The sequence below is a fragment of the Nocardia cyriacigeorgica genome (genome assembly GCF_010868145.1).
Classification (GTDB): Bacteria; Actinomycetota; Actinomycetes; order Mycobacteriales; family Mycobacteriaceae; genus Nocardia; species Nocardia cyriacigeorgica_D.
Genome location: NZ_JAAGUY010000016.1, coordinates 43,084 through 59,037, shown reverse-complemented (window position 1 = coordinate 59,037; position 15,954 = coordinate 43,084). Strand labels below are relative to the sequence as shown.

Genomic DNA, 15,954 nt, shown 5'->3' with positions numbered 1-15,954 from the left:
TGGCCGATACGCCCACGGCGCACGCCGCGCCGGTTCACACTGGACTTGCCGTGTTGTTGCTGCGCGGCGAGTACTACCACCACCGCGGTAGCTACGGGGGGCGACTGCCTCGGTCGGCTACAGCGCGGTCGGAACGTAGGACTTCCATGCCACAGCCATCACCGTCACCCACCGACACCGACACCGACACCGGCCTGCCCGCCGAGGCGTTCCCGCTCTCGGCCGCGCAGCGCGGTATCTGGTTCGCCCAGCATGTCGCGGGCGAGACACCGATCTCCATCGCCCAGTACATCGAACTGGCCGGGCAGGTCGACGCGACTGCGCTGGCCGCCGCCGCCCGGCAGGCGGGGCGCGAGTTCGGTACCGGGTATCTGCGGCTGGTCGAGGTCGACGGGCATCCGTTCCAGGTCGTCGACGCCACGCTGGACGACAGCATCATCGAACTCGATCTGCGGAGGGAACCGGACCCGGAGGCGGCGGCGCATGCCTGGATGGTCGCCGAGTACTCCGCGCCGCTGAATCTGGCTCGCGACCGTCTCGTGCGGATGGCGATGCTGCGGTTGGGCGACGATCGTTGGTTCTGGTATTCGCGGATCCACCACATCGTGCTCGACGGCATGGGTGCGCTGGCGATGGTGCAACGCACCGCCGAGCTCTACAACGCGGCGATCGAGGACAAACAGCCGCCGCAGGCCAAGGCGCAGGACCTCCGAAAGATTGTCGACGCCGATCTGGCCTACCGCAGCTCGGATCGGTTCACCGCCGACCGCGACTACTGGTGCGAGCACCTGGCAGGCATGGCAGACCCGGTGAATCTGGCCGGGCGGACAGCCGACGTCGACGCACATCCGACGCGGGTCGCGGGCGCGCTGCCCGCCGAGACGTCCGCACAGCTGGATGATGTCGCCGAGGCGGCGGGCTCCGGGATGGCGCCGACGGTGGTCGCCGCGTTCGCCGCCTACCTGGCGGCGATGACCGGCGCGCCCGAGGTGGTGCTGAGTTTGCCGGTCTCCGCGCGCATCACCGCCGCCCTGCGACGGTCGGGCGGCATGATCGCCAATGTCGTCCCGCTGCGCCTGACCCTGCCGCCGACGATGACCGTCGGCGCCGCGATCCTGGCCGCGCAGAGCGAGCTGACCGGTGCGCTGCGACGGCAGCGCTACCGGCAGGAGGACATCATCCGCGATCTCGGCTGGTCCATGGATGAGGCCGTGTCGTTCGGGCCGACGGTGAACCTGATGATGGCCGACACCAGGATCGCGCTCGGCGCCGTCGTCGGCAGGCTGCATGTGCTCACCTCGGGGTTGATCGACGACCTGTTCGTCAACCTGTATCCAGGTGTCGGCGGGGAGAGCACCCACATCGATTTCCAGGCCAATGCGAACCTGTACAGCGATTCCGAGTTGGCGGACCAGCACGAACGGTTCCTGCTGTTCCTGCAGCGGTTCCTCGCGGCAGGAACCGAGGCGAGGTTGGCCTCGATCCAGGCGCTGTCCCATTCCGAGCGCGGCAGGCTCGCGCCCGCGCGCGGCCCGGCGGGTGGGCGGACCCGCACGCTCCCCGAGCTGCTCGCCGTAATGCGTGATCCGGACGCCGTGGCGCTCGTCGGCGGCGCGACGCGCATGACCTACCGCGAGGTCGACGAGTACACCAACCGGCTGGCGCGGGTACTGATCGCGGCGGGTGCGGGCCCGGAACATGGTGTCGCGACGGCTATCGCGCGTTCGGTCGAATCGGTGCTCGCGACGTTCGCCATCGCGAAAACCGGCGCACCGTTCGTGCCGGTCGACCCGACCTATCCGGTCGACCGCATCGAGCACATGCTCGACGACAGCGGCGTGGTCGCGGGGGTCACGATGGCGGCAGCACGGGATGGGTTGCCCGATCAGGTGGACTGGCTTGTGCTCGATGATGCGGCCACGGCCGAATCGGTGGCCGGGCAGGCCCCCGCGCCGGTCGACGATGCCGAACGCCATGCATCCATCCACCCGGATCAGATCGCCTACGTCATCTACACCTCGGGATCCACCGGGTTGCCCAAAGGTGTGCTGGTCTCCCATCGCGGCCTCGCCGACCTGGCCGCAGGGTCCGGCGCGGGATTCAGCGTCGGCCCGGATGCTGTGGTGGCGCACGCTGTCTCGCCGAGCTTCGATATTTCGGTCGAGGAGATCCTCATCGCCTACGCCGCGGGTGCGACGCTCGTGGTCGTGCCACCCTCGGCGTTCGCCGGCGAGGAGCTGGCCGAGGTGTTGCGTACGCACGGGGTCACCCATCTCAATGTGACACCGACGGTGGTCGGATCGCTGGACCCGGCTACCCTGCCCCAGCTGCGCACCGTCGTTGTCGGCGGTGACGCCTGCCCGCCGGAGCTGGCGCAGGCCTGGACGGGCCGCGCCCTCATCAATGGTTACGGGCCGACCGAAACCACTATCACCGCGACTCTCACCGAACCGATGACACCGGGCGCGCCGGTCACCATCGGCGCCCCGGCGCGCGCGGTCCGCGCGGTGGTGCTCGATCCCTGGCTGCGTCCGGTCGCGCCGGGCGCGGTCGGCGAGTTGTATCTCGCGGGTCCGGGTGTGGCGCGGGGCTATCACCGTCGTACCGGTCTGACGGCGAGCCGGTTCGTCGCCGATCCCTATTCCTCCGGCGAGCGGATGTACCGCACCGGTGATCTGGTGCGGTGGATCGAGGTGGCGGGGCGGTATGCGCTGGAGTATCAGGGCCGCAGCGATTTCCAGGTCAAGATCCGCGGGTTCCGGATCGAGCTCGGTGAGATCGACGACGCGCTGCAACGGCAACCCGATGTCGAGTTCGCGCTGACCCTCGGCTCCGAAACCCCTTCCGGAGCTACCGCACTGGTGGCGTATGTGGTGATGGCGCCGAATGCCGACACCCATCCGGAGGCCCTACGTGCGGCCGTTGGCCGGACACTTCCCGCCTATATGGTGCCCGCGGTAATCATGGTTCTCGACCGTGTTCCGCTCACCCCGTTGGGCAAGGTTGATCGAAAGGCGCTGCCCGCACCGGATTTCAGTGCCGGGGTGACGGCAGGAAGGGAGCCGTCCACACCGGCGGAGTACACCCTCGCGGCATTGTTCGCCGAGGTGCTCGGGCTGGACGCCGTGGGGGTCGACGACAGTTTCTTCGCCCTCGGTGGCGACAGCATCGTGTCGATCCAGCTGGTATCGCGGGCCAAGGCCGCGGGACTTGGTTTCAGCGCGCGCGATGTGTTCGAACGAAAAACGGTGGCCGCGTTGGCCGCCGTGGCCACGGATGTGCGGGCGGAGGCGGTGCAGGAGCTGCCCGGTGGCGGGGTCGGGGCGGTGGAACTCACGCCGATCGTGCGGGAGATGCTCGCCCAGGGACCGACCTGGGGCCGCTTCGCGCAGGCCGTACTCATCGGACTACCTGCCGGGTTCGCGCGAGAACAGCTGCGTTCTGCCGTGCGGGCCGTCATCGATCGGCACGATGTGCTCCGGTCGTCGCTGCGTTCCGATGGCGCGACGTGGGAATGGGTTGTCTCCGAGCCTGGTTCGGTCGACGTCGATGCGCTGATCGAGGTCGTCGATGCCGGGCCGAATCCGGAAGCCGCCTGCGAGGGATCACTCCAGCATGCGGCCGATCAGCTCGATCCCGAAGCGGGTGTCGTCGCGCGTTTCGTCCTCATCGAAGGTGAGGATGCTGATCCGTTGTGCTGGCTGGTGCTGCACCACCTCGTCACCGACGGCATCTCCTGGCGGATCCTGCTGCCGGATCTGGCGATCGCCGCCGCGGGCGGTGAGCTGGCACCGGTCGGGACCTCGTTCCGGCGCTGGGCCCACGCGCACACCGAGCAGGCCGTGCATCGGGCGGCCGAATTGCCCGTATGGCAACGCATTCTGTCGACTTCCGACCCGGTGATCGGCAGTCGAGCACTCGACCCGGTCCTCGACGTCGTCGCATCACAGGGCCGATGGCAGACGACCGTCCCCAGCGAGATCGCCGACCCGGCGCTGACCACCGTGCCCGACCGTTTCCATTGCGGCGCCGACGATGTACTGCTCGCCGCGCTCACGATGGCCGTGTGCCGCTGGCGGGCCAGGACCGGCACGCTGATCACCCTGGAAGGGCACGGCCGGGTCGAGCAGGTCCTGCCGGGCGCCGATGTCGCGCGCACGGTCGGTTGGTTCACCACCATCTATCCGGTCGCCATCGAGTTGGCCGGTATCGATCTCGACGACGCGTTCGCCGGTGGTGCGGCGGCCGGTGCGGCCGTGAAGACCACCAAGGAACAGTTGCGAGCCATACCGGACAAGGGTGTCGGCTACGGGATGCTGCGCCATCTGAATCCCGAGGCCGCGATAGTGCTCGAGCCGGCGCCGCAACCGCAGTTCGGCTTCAACTACCTCGGCCGGGCCGCCTCCGGCGACACGGGCCCATGGTTGCCGCGCCGATTCGCCGCAACTCAGGACGACCGCGCACCACTGCCCGCCGTGGTCGACATCAATGCCGTCATGACCGACAGCGGACTCGAGGTGACCTGGGATTACGCCACCCGCCTGCTGGACGCGGACGACGTTGGGGAGCTCGCCGAACACTGGACCGCCGCGCTGCGGGCTCTGGTCGCCCACGCCGAGACCGCGGGCTCCGGTGGGCGTTCGCCGTCGGATTTCGACCTCGCCGTCGTCACGCAATCGCAGATCGACACATGGGAGCGGCGCTATCCCGACCTGGTCGACGTATGGCCGTTGTCGCCGCTGCAATACGGTCTGCTCTTCCACGCCAGATACGACTCCGATACCGCCGACGGCTACACCGTGCAGTCGCTGCTCACCCTCGCGGGCACCGTCGACGCCGCCCGATTGCGTAGTGCGGCGCAAGCGCTGGTCGATCGGCACGAGAACCTGCGGGTGGCGTTCACCGAAACCGACGACGGCCCGCGTCAGCTCGTGCTCGGCGCCGCCGAGATCGGTTGGCAGGAGGTCGATCTCACCGGAACCACCGAGGACACCGAACTGCACCGGGAATTGCATCGGCTCATCGCCCTCGACGCGAACACCCGCTTCGACCTCACCAGCCCACCGCTGCTGCGTTTCACTCTGATCCATACCGCACCCGACGCCTACCGCCTGATCATGACCAATCACCACCTGGTGCTGGACGGCTGGTCGACCCCGCTGCTGGTGCGCGAACTGCTGACGCTCTATGTCACCTCCGGCGACACCACCGCGTTGCCGCCCGCGCATTCCTACCGCGAATTCCTGGCCTGGCTGGCCGATCAGGACCAGGACGCATCGGTCGCCGCATGGTCGGACTATCTCGCAGGCGTCGATACGCCGACTCGCGCTGTCGCGTCGCTGGCCGATATCGAATCCACCGACACCGCCGAGATCTCCATCGAACTCACCGCGCGGACCCTCGCGCACCTGGAGTCGTCGGCCCGTGCCTGCGGAGCGACGGTGAACACCATGGTGCAGGCGGCGTGGGCGATGCTGCTCGCCATGCTCACCGGGCGCACGGATGTGGTGTTCGGCGGGACGGTGTCGGGCAGGCCGCCCGAACTCGCGGGGGTCGAGGACATGGTGGGGTTGTTCATCAACACCCTGCCCGTCCGGGTCCGGTTCGAGCCCGGTGAGTCCGTGGCCGGGTTGCTCGCCCGCGTGCAATCCGATCAGGCGCGTCTGCTCGACCATCAGCACGTCGGGCTCGCCGCGATCCACCAGGCCGTCGGCCTGCCGGAACTGTTCGACACGCTCGCGGTCTTCGAGTCCTATCCGATCGATCGGGAGGCGCTGTCGCAGGCCCTCGACATCGCCGGGATGCGGGTGCTCGATGTGGCGGGGACCGATGCCACGCCCTATCCGCTGAATCTGATGGTGATCCCGTTGCGTGGGATCGACGGACGCGATTCGCTGCGCATCACCCTGAAGTACCTCGCCGATCAACTCGATGCGAGCGCCGCCCGTCCGCTGCTGGGTCGTTTCGTGCGGCTGCTCACCCAGCTCGCCGACGATCCGCAGATGCCGGTGGCACGGCTGGGCTACTGCGATGACGCCGAACTGGCCGAACTCGCACCGGTATCGGGCCCGCCGTCGGCGCCGCAGCGGCCACTGCCGGCGATCCTCGCCGACGGCGCCCGCCTCGACAGTGCCGCCGTCGCGGTCGATGCCGGTGAGCTCACCATGACCTACGGCGATCTGGATGCCTGGTCGAATCGGTTCGCACGGGTACTGCTGCGGCGCGGGATCGGCCGCGAGGTGTTCGTGGTCCTCGCCCTCACACGGTCCCTGGAATCGGTGGTCGCGGTGTGGGCGCTGGCGAAAACCGGTGCGGCGTTCGTGCCGTTGGATCCGAGCCATCCGGTGGAACGGATCGAGCACATGCTCACCGATTCGAAAGCGCCGATCGGCGTGACCGTGACCGAGATCGGTGCGACATTGCCCGCCAGCATCGACTGGCTGCTGCTCGACGATCTCAACACCATGCGGCGCGCCATGACCGTCTCCGCCGCACCCATCACCGATGCGGAGCGCGGCGGCCCGATCGACCTGGACCAGACCGCGTATCTGATCTATACCTCCGGCTCGACCGGCAAGCCAAAGGCGGTCCTCGTCAGCCATCGCGGCATCGCGAATCTCGCGGCGGGCAAACGGGAATCGCTCGGCATCGACCCGTCCGCCTCGGTGTTGCAGGTCGCGTCGCCGAGCTTCGACGCGTCGGTATCGGAACTGGTGATGGCACACAGTGCCGGTGCCAGGCTGGTCGTCTCGCCGCCGGATGTGTACGGCGGCAGCGAACTCCAGCGTCTGCTGCGCACGCAGGCGGTGACCCATGCGGTGATCACACCCTCCGCCCTTGCGACCATGGAACCCACCGGCCTGCCCGAGCTGCGGCTGTTGGCCGTGGCCGGTGAGGCGGCGACTCCGGAGCTGGTGCAGCGATGGTCGCCGGGTCGGCGGATGGTGAACGTGTACGGGCCGACCGAGTTCAGTGTGTGGGCCACCGGGCCCGCCGAACTCGTCATGGGTGAACCGATCACCATCGGCGGGCCGATCCGTGGAGCGTCGGCGCTGGTGCTGGATACCTGGTTACGGCCGGTCCCGGTGGGTGTGGCAGGTGAGCTGTATCTGGCCGGACCCGCACTGGCTCGTGGCTACTTCAACCGGTTCGCCTTGACCGCCGCGCGTTTCGTCGCGGACCCGTCCGGTGGGCCGGGTGAACGGATGTACCGGACCGGGGACATGGTGCGCTGGGTGCGCGGTGTGGACTCGACCTTGGTACTGGAATACCTGGGCCGCAGCGATTTCCAGGTGAAGATCCGCGGTTTGCGCATCGAACTCGGTGAGATCGATGCGGTGCTGTCGGCCATCGATGATGTCGAGTACGCGGTCACGATCGGCCGCACCGGGCCCGCCGGTACCACCGTGCTGGTGTCGTATGTGCTGCCCGTCGCGGGGTCCACCCTCGACGTCGAACAGTTGCGGGCGGGGGTCGCGGCGGAGCTACCCGGCTATATGGTGCCCGGCTACATCGTCGTGTTGGACGAGGTTCCGTTGACCCCGGTCGGCAAGCTGGACCGGGCGGCGCTGCCGGTACCGGACTTCGCCGCGGGCCGGCGCCCCTATCTCGCCCCACGTGGACCGGTGGAGCAGGCTGTCGCCGAGGTATTCGCCGAGGTGCTCGGCAACGACCGTATCGGCGCCGACGAATCCTTCTTCGAACTCGGCGGCAATTCGCTCAGCGCGACGCGGGTGGTGGCGCGGGTCAATTCGTCGCTCGGCTCGACGATCGCTCTGCGTGACCTGTTCGACGCGCCGACCGTCGCCCAGCTGTCGGCGCGTGTGGTGCCCGCCACCGACGGTGCGGGCGGGCGATTCGTGCTCGCACCACGGATCCGCCCGGACCGGGTGCCGCTCTCCCCCGCCCAGCAGCGCATGTGGGTGCTCAACCGGATGGACCCCTCCTCATCGGCCTACAACATCGCCGTCGCGTTGCGCCTCACCGGCGAACTCGACCTGACGGCCATGCGGAAGGCGCTCGCCGATGTGGTGGAACGACACGAAAGCCTGCGTACGCTCTATCCCGCGGACGCCGAGGGACCGCGTCAGGTGATCATCAGCGCCGAGGCCGCCACACCGGCGCTCGCGGTCACCGATACCGATGACGGCGCGGCCCTGCGTATCCGGATCGGCGAACTCACCGGAGTCGGATTCGACATCACCGAGCAACCGCCGCTGCGGCTTGGCCTGTTCCGGCTCACCGGCACGGCCGAGCCGGTGCATGTGCTGGTTCTGGTGGTGCATCACATCAGCGCCGACGGTTTTTCGATGGCTCCGCTGGCGACCGACCTGGTCGCCGCCTACTCCCGGCATCGATCGGTCCCGGTGGGCGGACCGGCCATGAGCACACCGGATACCGGGCAGGCCCCGCTCGATGTGCAATACGCCGATTTCGCACTCTGGCATCGGGAACTGCTCGGAGCGGAATCCGATCCGGAGTCGTTGGCGGCACAACAGATCCGGTACTGGACCGACGCGCTCGCCGGCGCCCCCGATGTACTCGATCTCCCTGCCGACCGGCCGCGGCCTGCGGTGCAGTCGATGCACAGCGCGGATGTCGAGGTGCGCATCGACGCCGCGCTGCACCGCGGGCTCACCCACCTGGCGGCGAGCCACGAGTCGAGCTTGTTCATGGTGTTGCATGCGGCGCTCGCGGCATTGCTCGCCCGGCTCGGCGGTAACGAGGACGTGGTGATCGGTACCCCCGTCGCCGGTCGCGGTGAACAGGCCTTGGACCGGCTCGTCGGCATGTTCGTCAATACCCTCGCGCTGCGCACACCGGTTGACCTGAGCGCTGGGTTCGGTGAGGTCCTCGCCTCGGTGCGGGCAACGGATCTGGATGCGTTCGCTGCCGCCGATGTGCCGTTCGAGCGGCTGGTGCAGATCCTCGACCCCGCACGGTCGACCGCACATCATCCGGTTTTCCAGGTGTCGCTGTCCTTGCAGAATTTCGTGGAACCGGTGCTCGAACTGCCGGGGCTGCGGGTCGAGGTGCAGGATTTCCAGCGCGACACCGCCCAGTTCGATCTCATGCTGGACCTGCGCGAACGCCTCGGCGAGGGCGGACAGGACGGTGTGCACGGTCTGCTGACGTATGCGACCGACCTGTTCGACGCCGAGACCGCGGCCACGCTGGCCCGTCGGTGGCTGCGCCTGCTCGCGGCCATCGTCGCCGATCCCGCTGTCGCACCGGCCGATATCGACATCCTCGACGATGCCGAACGCACCGCGCTGGTGCCGATGCGTGGTCCCACGAGCTCGGGCACCACTACGCTCGCAAGGATCCTCACCGAGTCGGCGCGACGGTATCCGGACCGACCCGCGGTGGTGGCCGATGGACAGACCCGCACGTATCAGGAACTCGACGCCGACTCCGACCGGTTGGCTCAACTACTCGCCGCCGCGGGCGCAGGACCGGAAACCATTGTCGCCCTGGGCATGCCGAGGTCGTCGGCACTTCTCACCGCGATCTGGGCGACCGCGAAGACCGGCGCCGCGTTCCTTCCGGTCGATCCCAAACATCCGGTCGACAGGATCGAGCACATGCTCGCCGATTCCCGGGCATGCCTCGGCGTCACCGTCGCCGCGCACCGGCCATCGCTGCCCGACAGCACGGAGTGGCTGGTCCTGGACGACTTCCCGGTGAACGAACCGCCGGGGGCGATCTCGACCACGGCCGAACCCCGGCCCGACCACCCGGCCTGGGTGATCTACACCTCCGGGTCGACCGGAAAGCCCAAGGGCGTCACCGTCACCCACCATGGGCTCGCCGACCTCGTCGAAGTCCAACGCGAGATCCTGGCACTGGACGAACAGTCGCGTGTCCTCCAGGTGGCGTCACCGAGTTTCGACGCCTCGATCTTCGAGGCACTGATGGCATTCGGGTCAGGTGCGGCCGCCGTGGTCGCGCCACCGGACGTCTACGCCGGCAGCCCGCTGGCCGAGTTGATCGACGCCGAGCAGGTCACCCATCTGGTGATCACACCATCGGCGCTGGCCACCGTCGACGCGACCGCGGTATCGAGCGTGCGGGTGCTCGCGGTCGCGGGTGAGGCGGTGGGCGCCGAACTCGTCGATCGATGGTGCGCCACCTCGGGCCGTCGCATGCTGAACCTGTACGGGCCCGCCGAGTTCACCATCTGGGCGACCTCGTCCGCAGCGCTGCGACCGGACCGGCCGGTCACCATCGGTGGCCCGATCGGCGGCGCGGCCGTGCTGGTACTCGATGATCGCCTGCGTCCGGTCCCGGCGGGGGTCGCGGGCGAGCTGTATCTGAGTGGTTCTGCCCTGGCTCGCGGTTACCACCGCAGGCCCGATCTCACGGCCGCACGTTTCGTCGCCGATCCGTTCGGTGCGCCGGGGTCACGGCTGTACCGCACCGGCGACCTCGCGCGCTGGGTGCGGGACACGGCGGGGACGCTCGAGCTGGAGTATGTGGGCCGCACCGATTTCCAGATCAAAGTGCGTGGTCAGCGGGTGGAGTTGGGCGAGATCGATGCCGTGCTCACCCGCGCCGACGGTGTCGATGTCGCGGTCACACTCGGTGTCGCGGGCCCGACGGGATCGACAGCGCTCGCCGCCTACCTCGTGCGCGCGCCGGGCACCGAGATCGATATCGCACAGGTCCGGGCCTTCGCCGCCGACATCCTGCCCTCGTACATGGTGCCCGCCGCGTTCGTCATCCTGGATGAGATCCCGCGCACCGCAGTGGGCAAATTGGACCGCGATGCGCTGCCCGCCCCGGTATTCGCCGTAGACGACACCGCGTACCGGCCGCCGAGCACACCGACCGAGCAGGCCTTGGCCGACGTCTTCGCCGAACTGCTCGGCCGCGAGCGGGTCGGTGCCGACGATTCGTTCTTCGCACTCGGCGGAGACAGCATTCTCGCCATCCAGCTCGTCTCACGCGCGAAACTGCACGGAATCGCCTGCACACCCTTGCAGGTGTTCGAGCACCGCACCGTCGCCGCATTGGCTGCGGCCGCCGACGCCACCGGTCCCGCGGTGGCGCTGGAAGAGCTGCCCGGCGGTGGTGTCGGCGAGCTGGCGCTCACCCCGATCGTGCGGTACATGATCGAGCGCGGAGGCGATTTCGACCGGTTCGCCCAGACCGCGGTGCTAGAACTTCCGGAAGGAATCGATCGCGATCAGCTCGTCGCGACCCTCACCGCCGTCATCGATCGGCACGACATGCTGCGGTGCCGGCTGCGCAGGCACGGCGAGGACTGGCAGTTGAGCGTCGCCGACGCCGGGACGATCGATGTCGGGGCGCTGGTGCACCGGATCGAGCACAACGCCGTCACCGATGCCGTCGATGTGCACGAATTCGCCGTCACCGAACTGGATTCCGCACTGCACCGACTCGATCCTGCGGCCGGTGTCGTAGCGCAGTTCCTCTGGCTCGATCCGGTCGGTGACGCCGGGGCCCGCACCGCGCCCGGCCGCCTGATCGTCGTCCTGCACCATCTCGCGATCGATGCGGTGTCCTGGCGCATCCTGGTGCCGGACCTGATCGCGGCCTGGGCGCAGGTCCGGGCGGGTACCGCGCCGGTGCTCGCCGATACCGGCACCTCCATGCGGCGCTGGTCGCATGCGATGACCGAGGAGGCGCATGCCGAGCGGCGGGTTGCCGAACTCGATTACTGGCGTGGGGTTCTCGCCGCCCCCGATCCGTTGATCGGGCCGCGCGAGCTGGATCCGGAGATCGACCGGACCGACACGTTGCGCACTGTCGAGGTCGAGGTGTCCGCCGAGGTCACGGGCGGTTTGCTCAGCACGCTGCCGCGGTTGTCGGGCGGTGGTGTCAACGACGCCCTGCTCGCCGCTCTCGCACTGGCGCTGGTGCGCCGGCGCGCCCGGCGCGGGACCATCGAGGACACCGCGCTGATCCGGCTCGAAGGCCATGGGCGGCAAGAGGAAGTCGTTCCCGGCGCCGACCTTTCCCGGACGGTCGGCTGGTTCACCAGCCTCTACCCCGTCCGCGTCACGCTCACCGGTATCGATGTCGACGACGCGTTCGCGGGTGGACCCGCCATGGGTGCCGCCCTGCGCGCGGTCGACCGCACACTCCACGCGGTCCCCGATAAAGGCATCGGGTTCGGGCTGCTGCGTTACCTGAATTCCACCACGGCAGCACAACTGCCGCAGACACTGCCCGGCCAGATCGCCTTCAACTACCTCGGCCGCTATTCGACCGCCGACATTCCGGCGGGGTTGGAGGGATTGGGCTGGCTGCCCACCGACGATCTCGGCGAGCTGCCCGCTGCCGAGCACCCCGATGTTCCGCTGATGTCGACGCTCGCGGTCGACGCCGTCGTCATCGGTGACCGGCTACATGCCGTATTCGGCTACCCCGGCGCCCTGCTGGACCGGGCCGAGGTCGAGGAACTGGCCGCGCTGTGGGTCGATGCGCTGGGCGCCGCCGCCGCCTATGCGCAGTCGCCCGAAGCGCAGCTCACCGAAGCGGCACCGAGTGCGGCCGCACCCACCTCGGGACTCGGCCTCGACGTGCTCTTGCCGATCCGTCCCGACGGCACCGAACCCGCACTCTTCTGCGTGCACCCCTCCTCCGGGATGGCGTGGAGCTACCTCGGTCTGGCCGAACGCCTGCGCCCCGGCAGACCCATCTACGGACTTCAGGCACCCGACCTGTCGGGCCGAGAACCCTCGGCGCGCTCCATCGACGAATTCGCCGACCGCTACATCCGCGAGATCCGCGCCGTCCAGCCGGACGGGCCCTACCACCTGTTGGGCTGGTCCTTCGGCGGACTGATCGCGCACGCGATGGCAGCGAAACTGCGCACCGCGGGCCAGACCGTCGGCGTGGTCGCACTGCTCGACGCCGACACCGCCGATATCGACGGTGATTCGATCGAGCGACTCACCCCCGGCGGGTTCGTCAACAGCTTCGGCAGCGTATTCGGAATCGACAACGTGCCCGCCGACGCCACCGCTCGGGAAGCGGCCGAGCTGATCCGGGAACGGTTCGGCGGCATTTCGATCATCGACGCCGACACCATCGAACGCATGGCCGGGTCCTACAACGCCTCCGCCCGCACCCGCACCGGCTATCGCCGTCCGCGCTACGACGGCGACATCCTCTACTTCAGCGCCACCGTCGACAGCTCCGACATCTTCGGCCCGGACGGCTGGCGACCTTATGTGACCGGGACGATCGCCAACCACGACGTCGAGATCACCCACGACGAAATGACCACACCGTATGCGCTCTCGATCATCGCGCAGGTGCTCGATACCCAATTGGGAGGCCCACAATGAATCCCGAACACGGCGTCGTCGTCGAAGGCATCGAGAAATCGTTCGGTGCGGTACACGCCCTGCGCGGTGTGGATTTCAGCGCCGCACCCGGTGAGGTGCTCGGCATCCTCGGCCCGAACGGGGCAGGCAAGACCACGATGGTGAACGTCCTGTCCACCCTGATCACGCCGGACCGCGGCCGTGCACTGGTCGCCGGGCACGATGTGGTCACCGATCCGGCCGCGGTCCGCCGATCCATCATGTTGACCGGGCAGTACGCCGCGCTCGACGATATGCTCAGCGGCTACGAGAACCTCGTCATGTTCGGCAGGCTGATGGGTCTGCGCAAACGCGCCGCCCGCGCCCGCGCCGATGAACTGATAACCGGATTCGATCTGGTCGCGGCGGCGGGCCGTCGGGTCGGGACCTATTCCGGCGGTATGCGGCGCCGTATCGATATCGCGTGCGGGCTGGTCGTGCGCCCGGACGTGGTGTTCCTCGATGAACCGACCACCGGGCTCGATCCACGGAGCCGCCAAGGCGTATGGGATCTGGTCGGCGGGTTCCAGCGCGCGGGCATCACCACCCTGCTCACCACCCAATATCTGGAAGAGGCCGATGCGCTCAGCGACCGGATCATCGTGATCGATCACGGTGTGGTGATCGCATCGGGCACCGCCGACGAGCTCAAGGCCCGCACCGGCGGCAGCTACTGCGAGGTCGTCCCACTCGACCTCGGCGATCTCCCTGCCATCGCGGCCGCGCTCGGTGCGCTACTGCCGGAAGGCAATCGGGCGATGTTCACCACCGAATCCGACCGCATCGCGATACCCGCACCGGAAGGTGCGAAAACCCTCGCGGAGGCGTTGCGGCGGTTGGACGCCGCCGAGATCGAATTGGTCGACATCGCCCTGCGCCGTCCCTCTCTCGACGATGTGTTCCTCCAGCTCACCGGGCATCTGGCCTCCGACGAACCCGAGGCGGAGCCGGAACCGGCCGCCGCACAGGCACTGTCATGACCGCAGGCATCTGGATGACCAGCGCACGGGCTGCCCCCGTCACCACCGCCCAATGGTGGGTGCTCACCACGAGGTTCATCGTGCCGTCGGTGAAATCGGGCGAGGTACTGGCCTCGGTCCTCGCGCCGATCGCCTTCACCGCGAGCTTCTACCTGCCGCTGAAGACGGTGATGATGTTCGCGGGCACCGGATTCAGCAGCTACGCCCAGTTCATGATGCCGATCGTGATCCTGCAGGCGGCGGCGTTCACGGCCATATCGGCCGCATTCCGTTCGGCCACCGATGCCGTCGCCGGGCTCAACCGGCGTTTCGGTGCCATGCCGATCAACCCGTTCGTTCCGGTCGCGGCGCGTATGTCGGGCAATGTCTTCCGGCTGGCCATCGCCCTGACGACAGCACTGGCCTGCGGACACGTCATCGGGTTCCGGTTTTGTCTGGACGGCTGGCACACGCTCGGATTCCTGTTGTTCGCACTGCTCATCGGCATCACATTGACGCTCGCCGCCGACGTGATCGGCACCCTGTCGAAGAGCCCGGAAGCCACCACCCAGGTGCTGGTGCTACCGCCATTGATCCTCGGCATGCTCTCGACCGGGCTCGCGCCCGCCGAGCAGTTCCCCGAATGGGTGCAGCCGTTCGTCCGCAACCAGCCGATCTCCCAGTTCGTCATCGCGTTGCGCGCGCTGGCCGGCGACACCCTTGGCAATGCGGGCGAGGTGTCCTGGTCGCTGATGGGTCCGCCGCTGGCATGGGCATTCGGCATCCTCGCGGTGTGCGTGCCGGTGGCCGTGCGACTGAGTGCACGGAGCCGATGATGACGACATTGCCCGCCGGCCGCCCCGCCGATCTGCGCACCGGCCCCGAAACCTCGCCGTCCGCGCTGGTCCGCCACACCGTCATCCAGACTCAGCGCCTGCTACTGCGCTGGGTCCGCAACCCGGTCACCCTGCTCGAGACACTGCTCATCCCCTGTCTGCTGCTGCTCATGCTCGACATCGTGGTCGGCGGCCAGATCCAGAAATTCACCGGCGAGGACGCGCTCTACGGTTCGGTGCCGATGGTCGCGCTCGTCGGCGCGCTGTCCGGCGCGGTCGCAGGCGGTGTGCTGCTCGGACGCGAACGCGACGCCGGTCTGCTCGCACGGTTCTGGGTCCTGCCGGTGCATCGCGCGTCGGGCCTGGCATCCCGAATCGTGGCGGAGGGCTGCCGGATCTTCGCCGGGACGATCACCGTGGTCATCGTCGGATACCTGCTCGGGTTCCGTTTCCATGAGGGGGTGGTCGCGACCGTCGGGTTCCTGCTCGTTCCAACGCTGTTCGGCCTGGCCTTCGCGACCGTCGTCACCGCTGTCGCCGTCTACACGGCCAAAGCGACCCTGGTGGAAGGCATTGCGATCCTCACCTCGCTGATGATGTTCTTCAGCACCGGTTTCGTGCCGCTGGCCGCATTTCCGCAATGGCTGCAACCGATCGTGCACAACCAGCCCATGTCGACCGCCGTCGACACCATGCGCGCCCTCGCCCACGGCGGCCCGCTGGCCCGGCCGCTCACCCTCACCCTGGCCTGGTCGGCCGCGGCGATCGTGCTCTTCGCGGTACCGGCCACCATTGGGTACCGCCGCGCCAGCAGGCGGTAGT

At 68.5% G+C, this 15,954-nt stretch carries 4 protein-coding genes; all 4 read left to right on the top strand.

Annotation, left to right across the window (positions count from 1 at the left end):
* Positions 1–146 precede the first annotated feature (146 nt).
* From GV792_RS18930 to GV792_RS18915, 4 genes are read left to right on the top strand one after another with little or no spacing between them, the layout of a single operon-like run.
* Positions 147–13,319: a non-ribosomal peptide synthetase gene (locus tag GV792_RS18930; protein WP_163825482.1), complete on the top strand. Its 13,173-nt coding sequence runs from the start codon at positions 147–149 to the stop codon at positions 13,317–13,319.
* Positions 13,316–14,317 (top strand): ATP-binding cassette domain-containing protein, encoded by a 1,002-nt coding sequence (locus tag GV792_RS18925; protein WP_163825481.1) that lies wholly within the window; start codon positions 13,316–13,318, stop codon positions 14,315–14,317. The genes GV792_RS18930 and GV792_RS18925 overlap by 4 nt, the downstream gene beginning before the upstream one ends.
* Positions 14,314–15,132, top strand: a complete 819-nt coding sequence (locus tag GV792_RS18920; protein ID WP_163825480.1) for an ABC transporter permease — start codon at positions 14,314–14,316, stop codon at positions 15,130–15,132. The genes GV792_RS18925 and GV792_RS18920 overlap by 4 nt, the downstream gene beginning before the upstream one ends.
* Entirely contained in the window at positions 15,132–15,953 is an 822-nt protein-coding gene (locus tag GV792_RS18915) for an ABC transporter permease (RefSeq protein WP_163825479.1), read from the top strand. Before GV792_RS18920 ends, GV792_RS18915 begins: the two co-directional genes overlap by 1 nt.
* Position 15,954 lies beyond the last annotated feature (1 nt).

Bases quoted from the DNA above. Each gene is read 5' to 3' on its own strand.
- GV792_RS18930 (WP_163825482.1), top strand. From the start codon at position 147: ATGCCACAGCCATCACCGTCACCCACCGACACCGACACCGACACCGGC.
- GV792_RS18925 (WP_163825481.1), top strand. From the start codon at position 13,316: ATGAATCCCGAACACGGCGTCGTCGTCGAAGGCATCGAGAAATCGTTC.
- GV792_RS18920 (WP_163825480.1), top strand. From the start codon at position 14,314: ATGACCGCAGGCATCTGGATGACCAGCGCACGGGCTGCCCCCGTCACC.
- GV792_RS18915 (WP_163825479.1), top strand. From the start codon at position 15,132: ATGACGACATTGCCCGCCGGCCGCCCCGCCGATCTGCGCACCGGCCCC.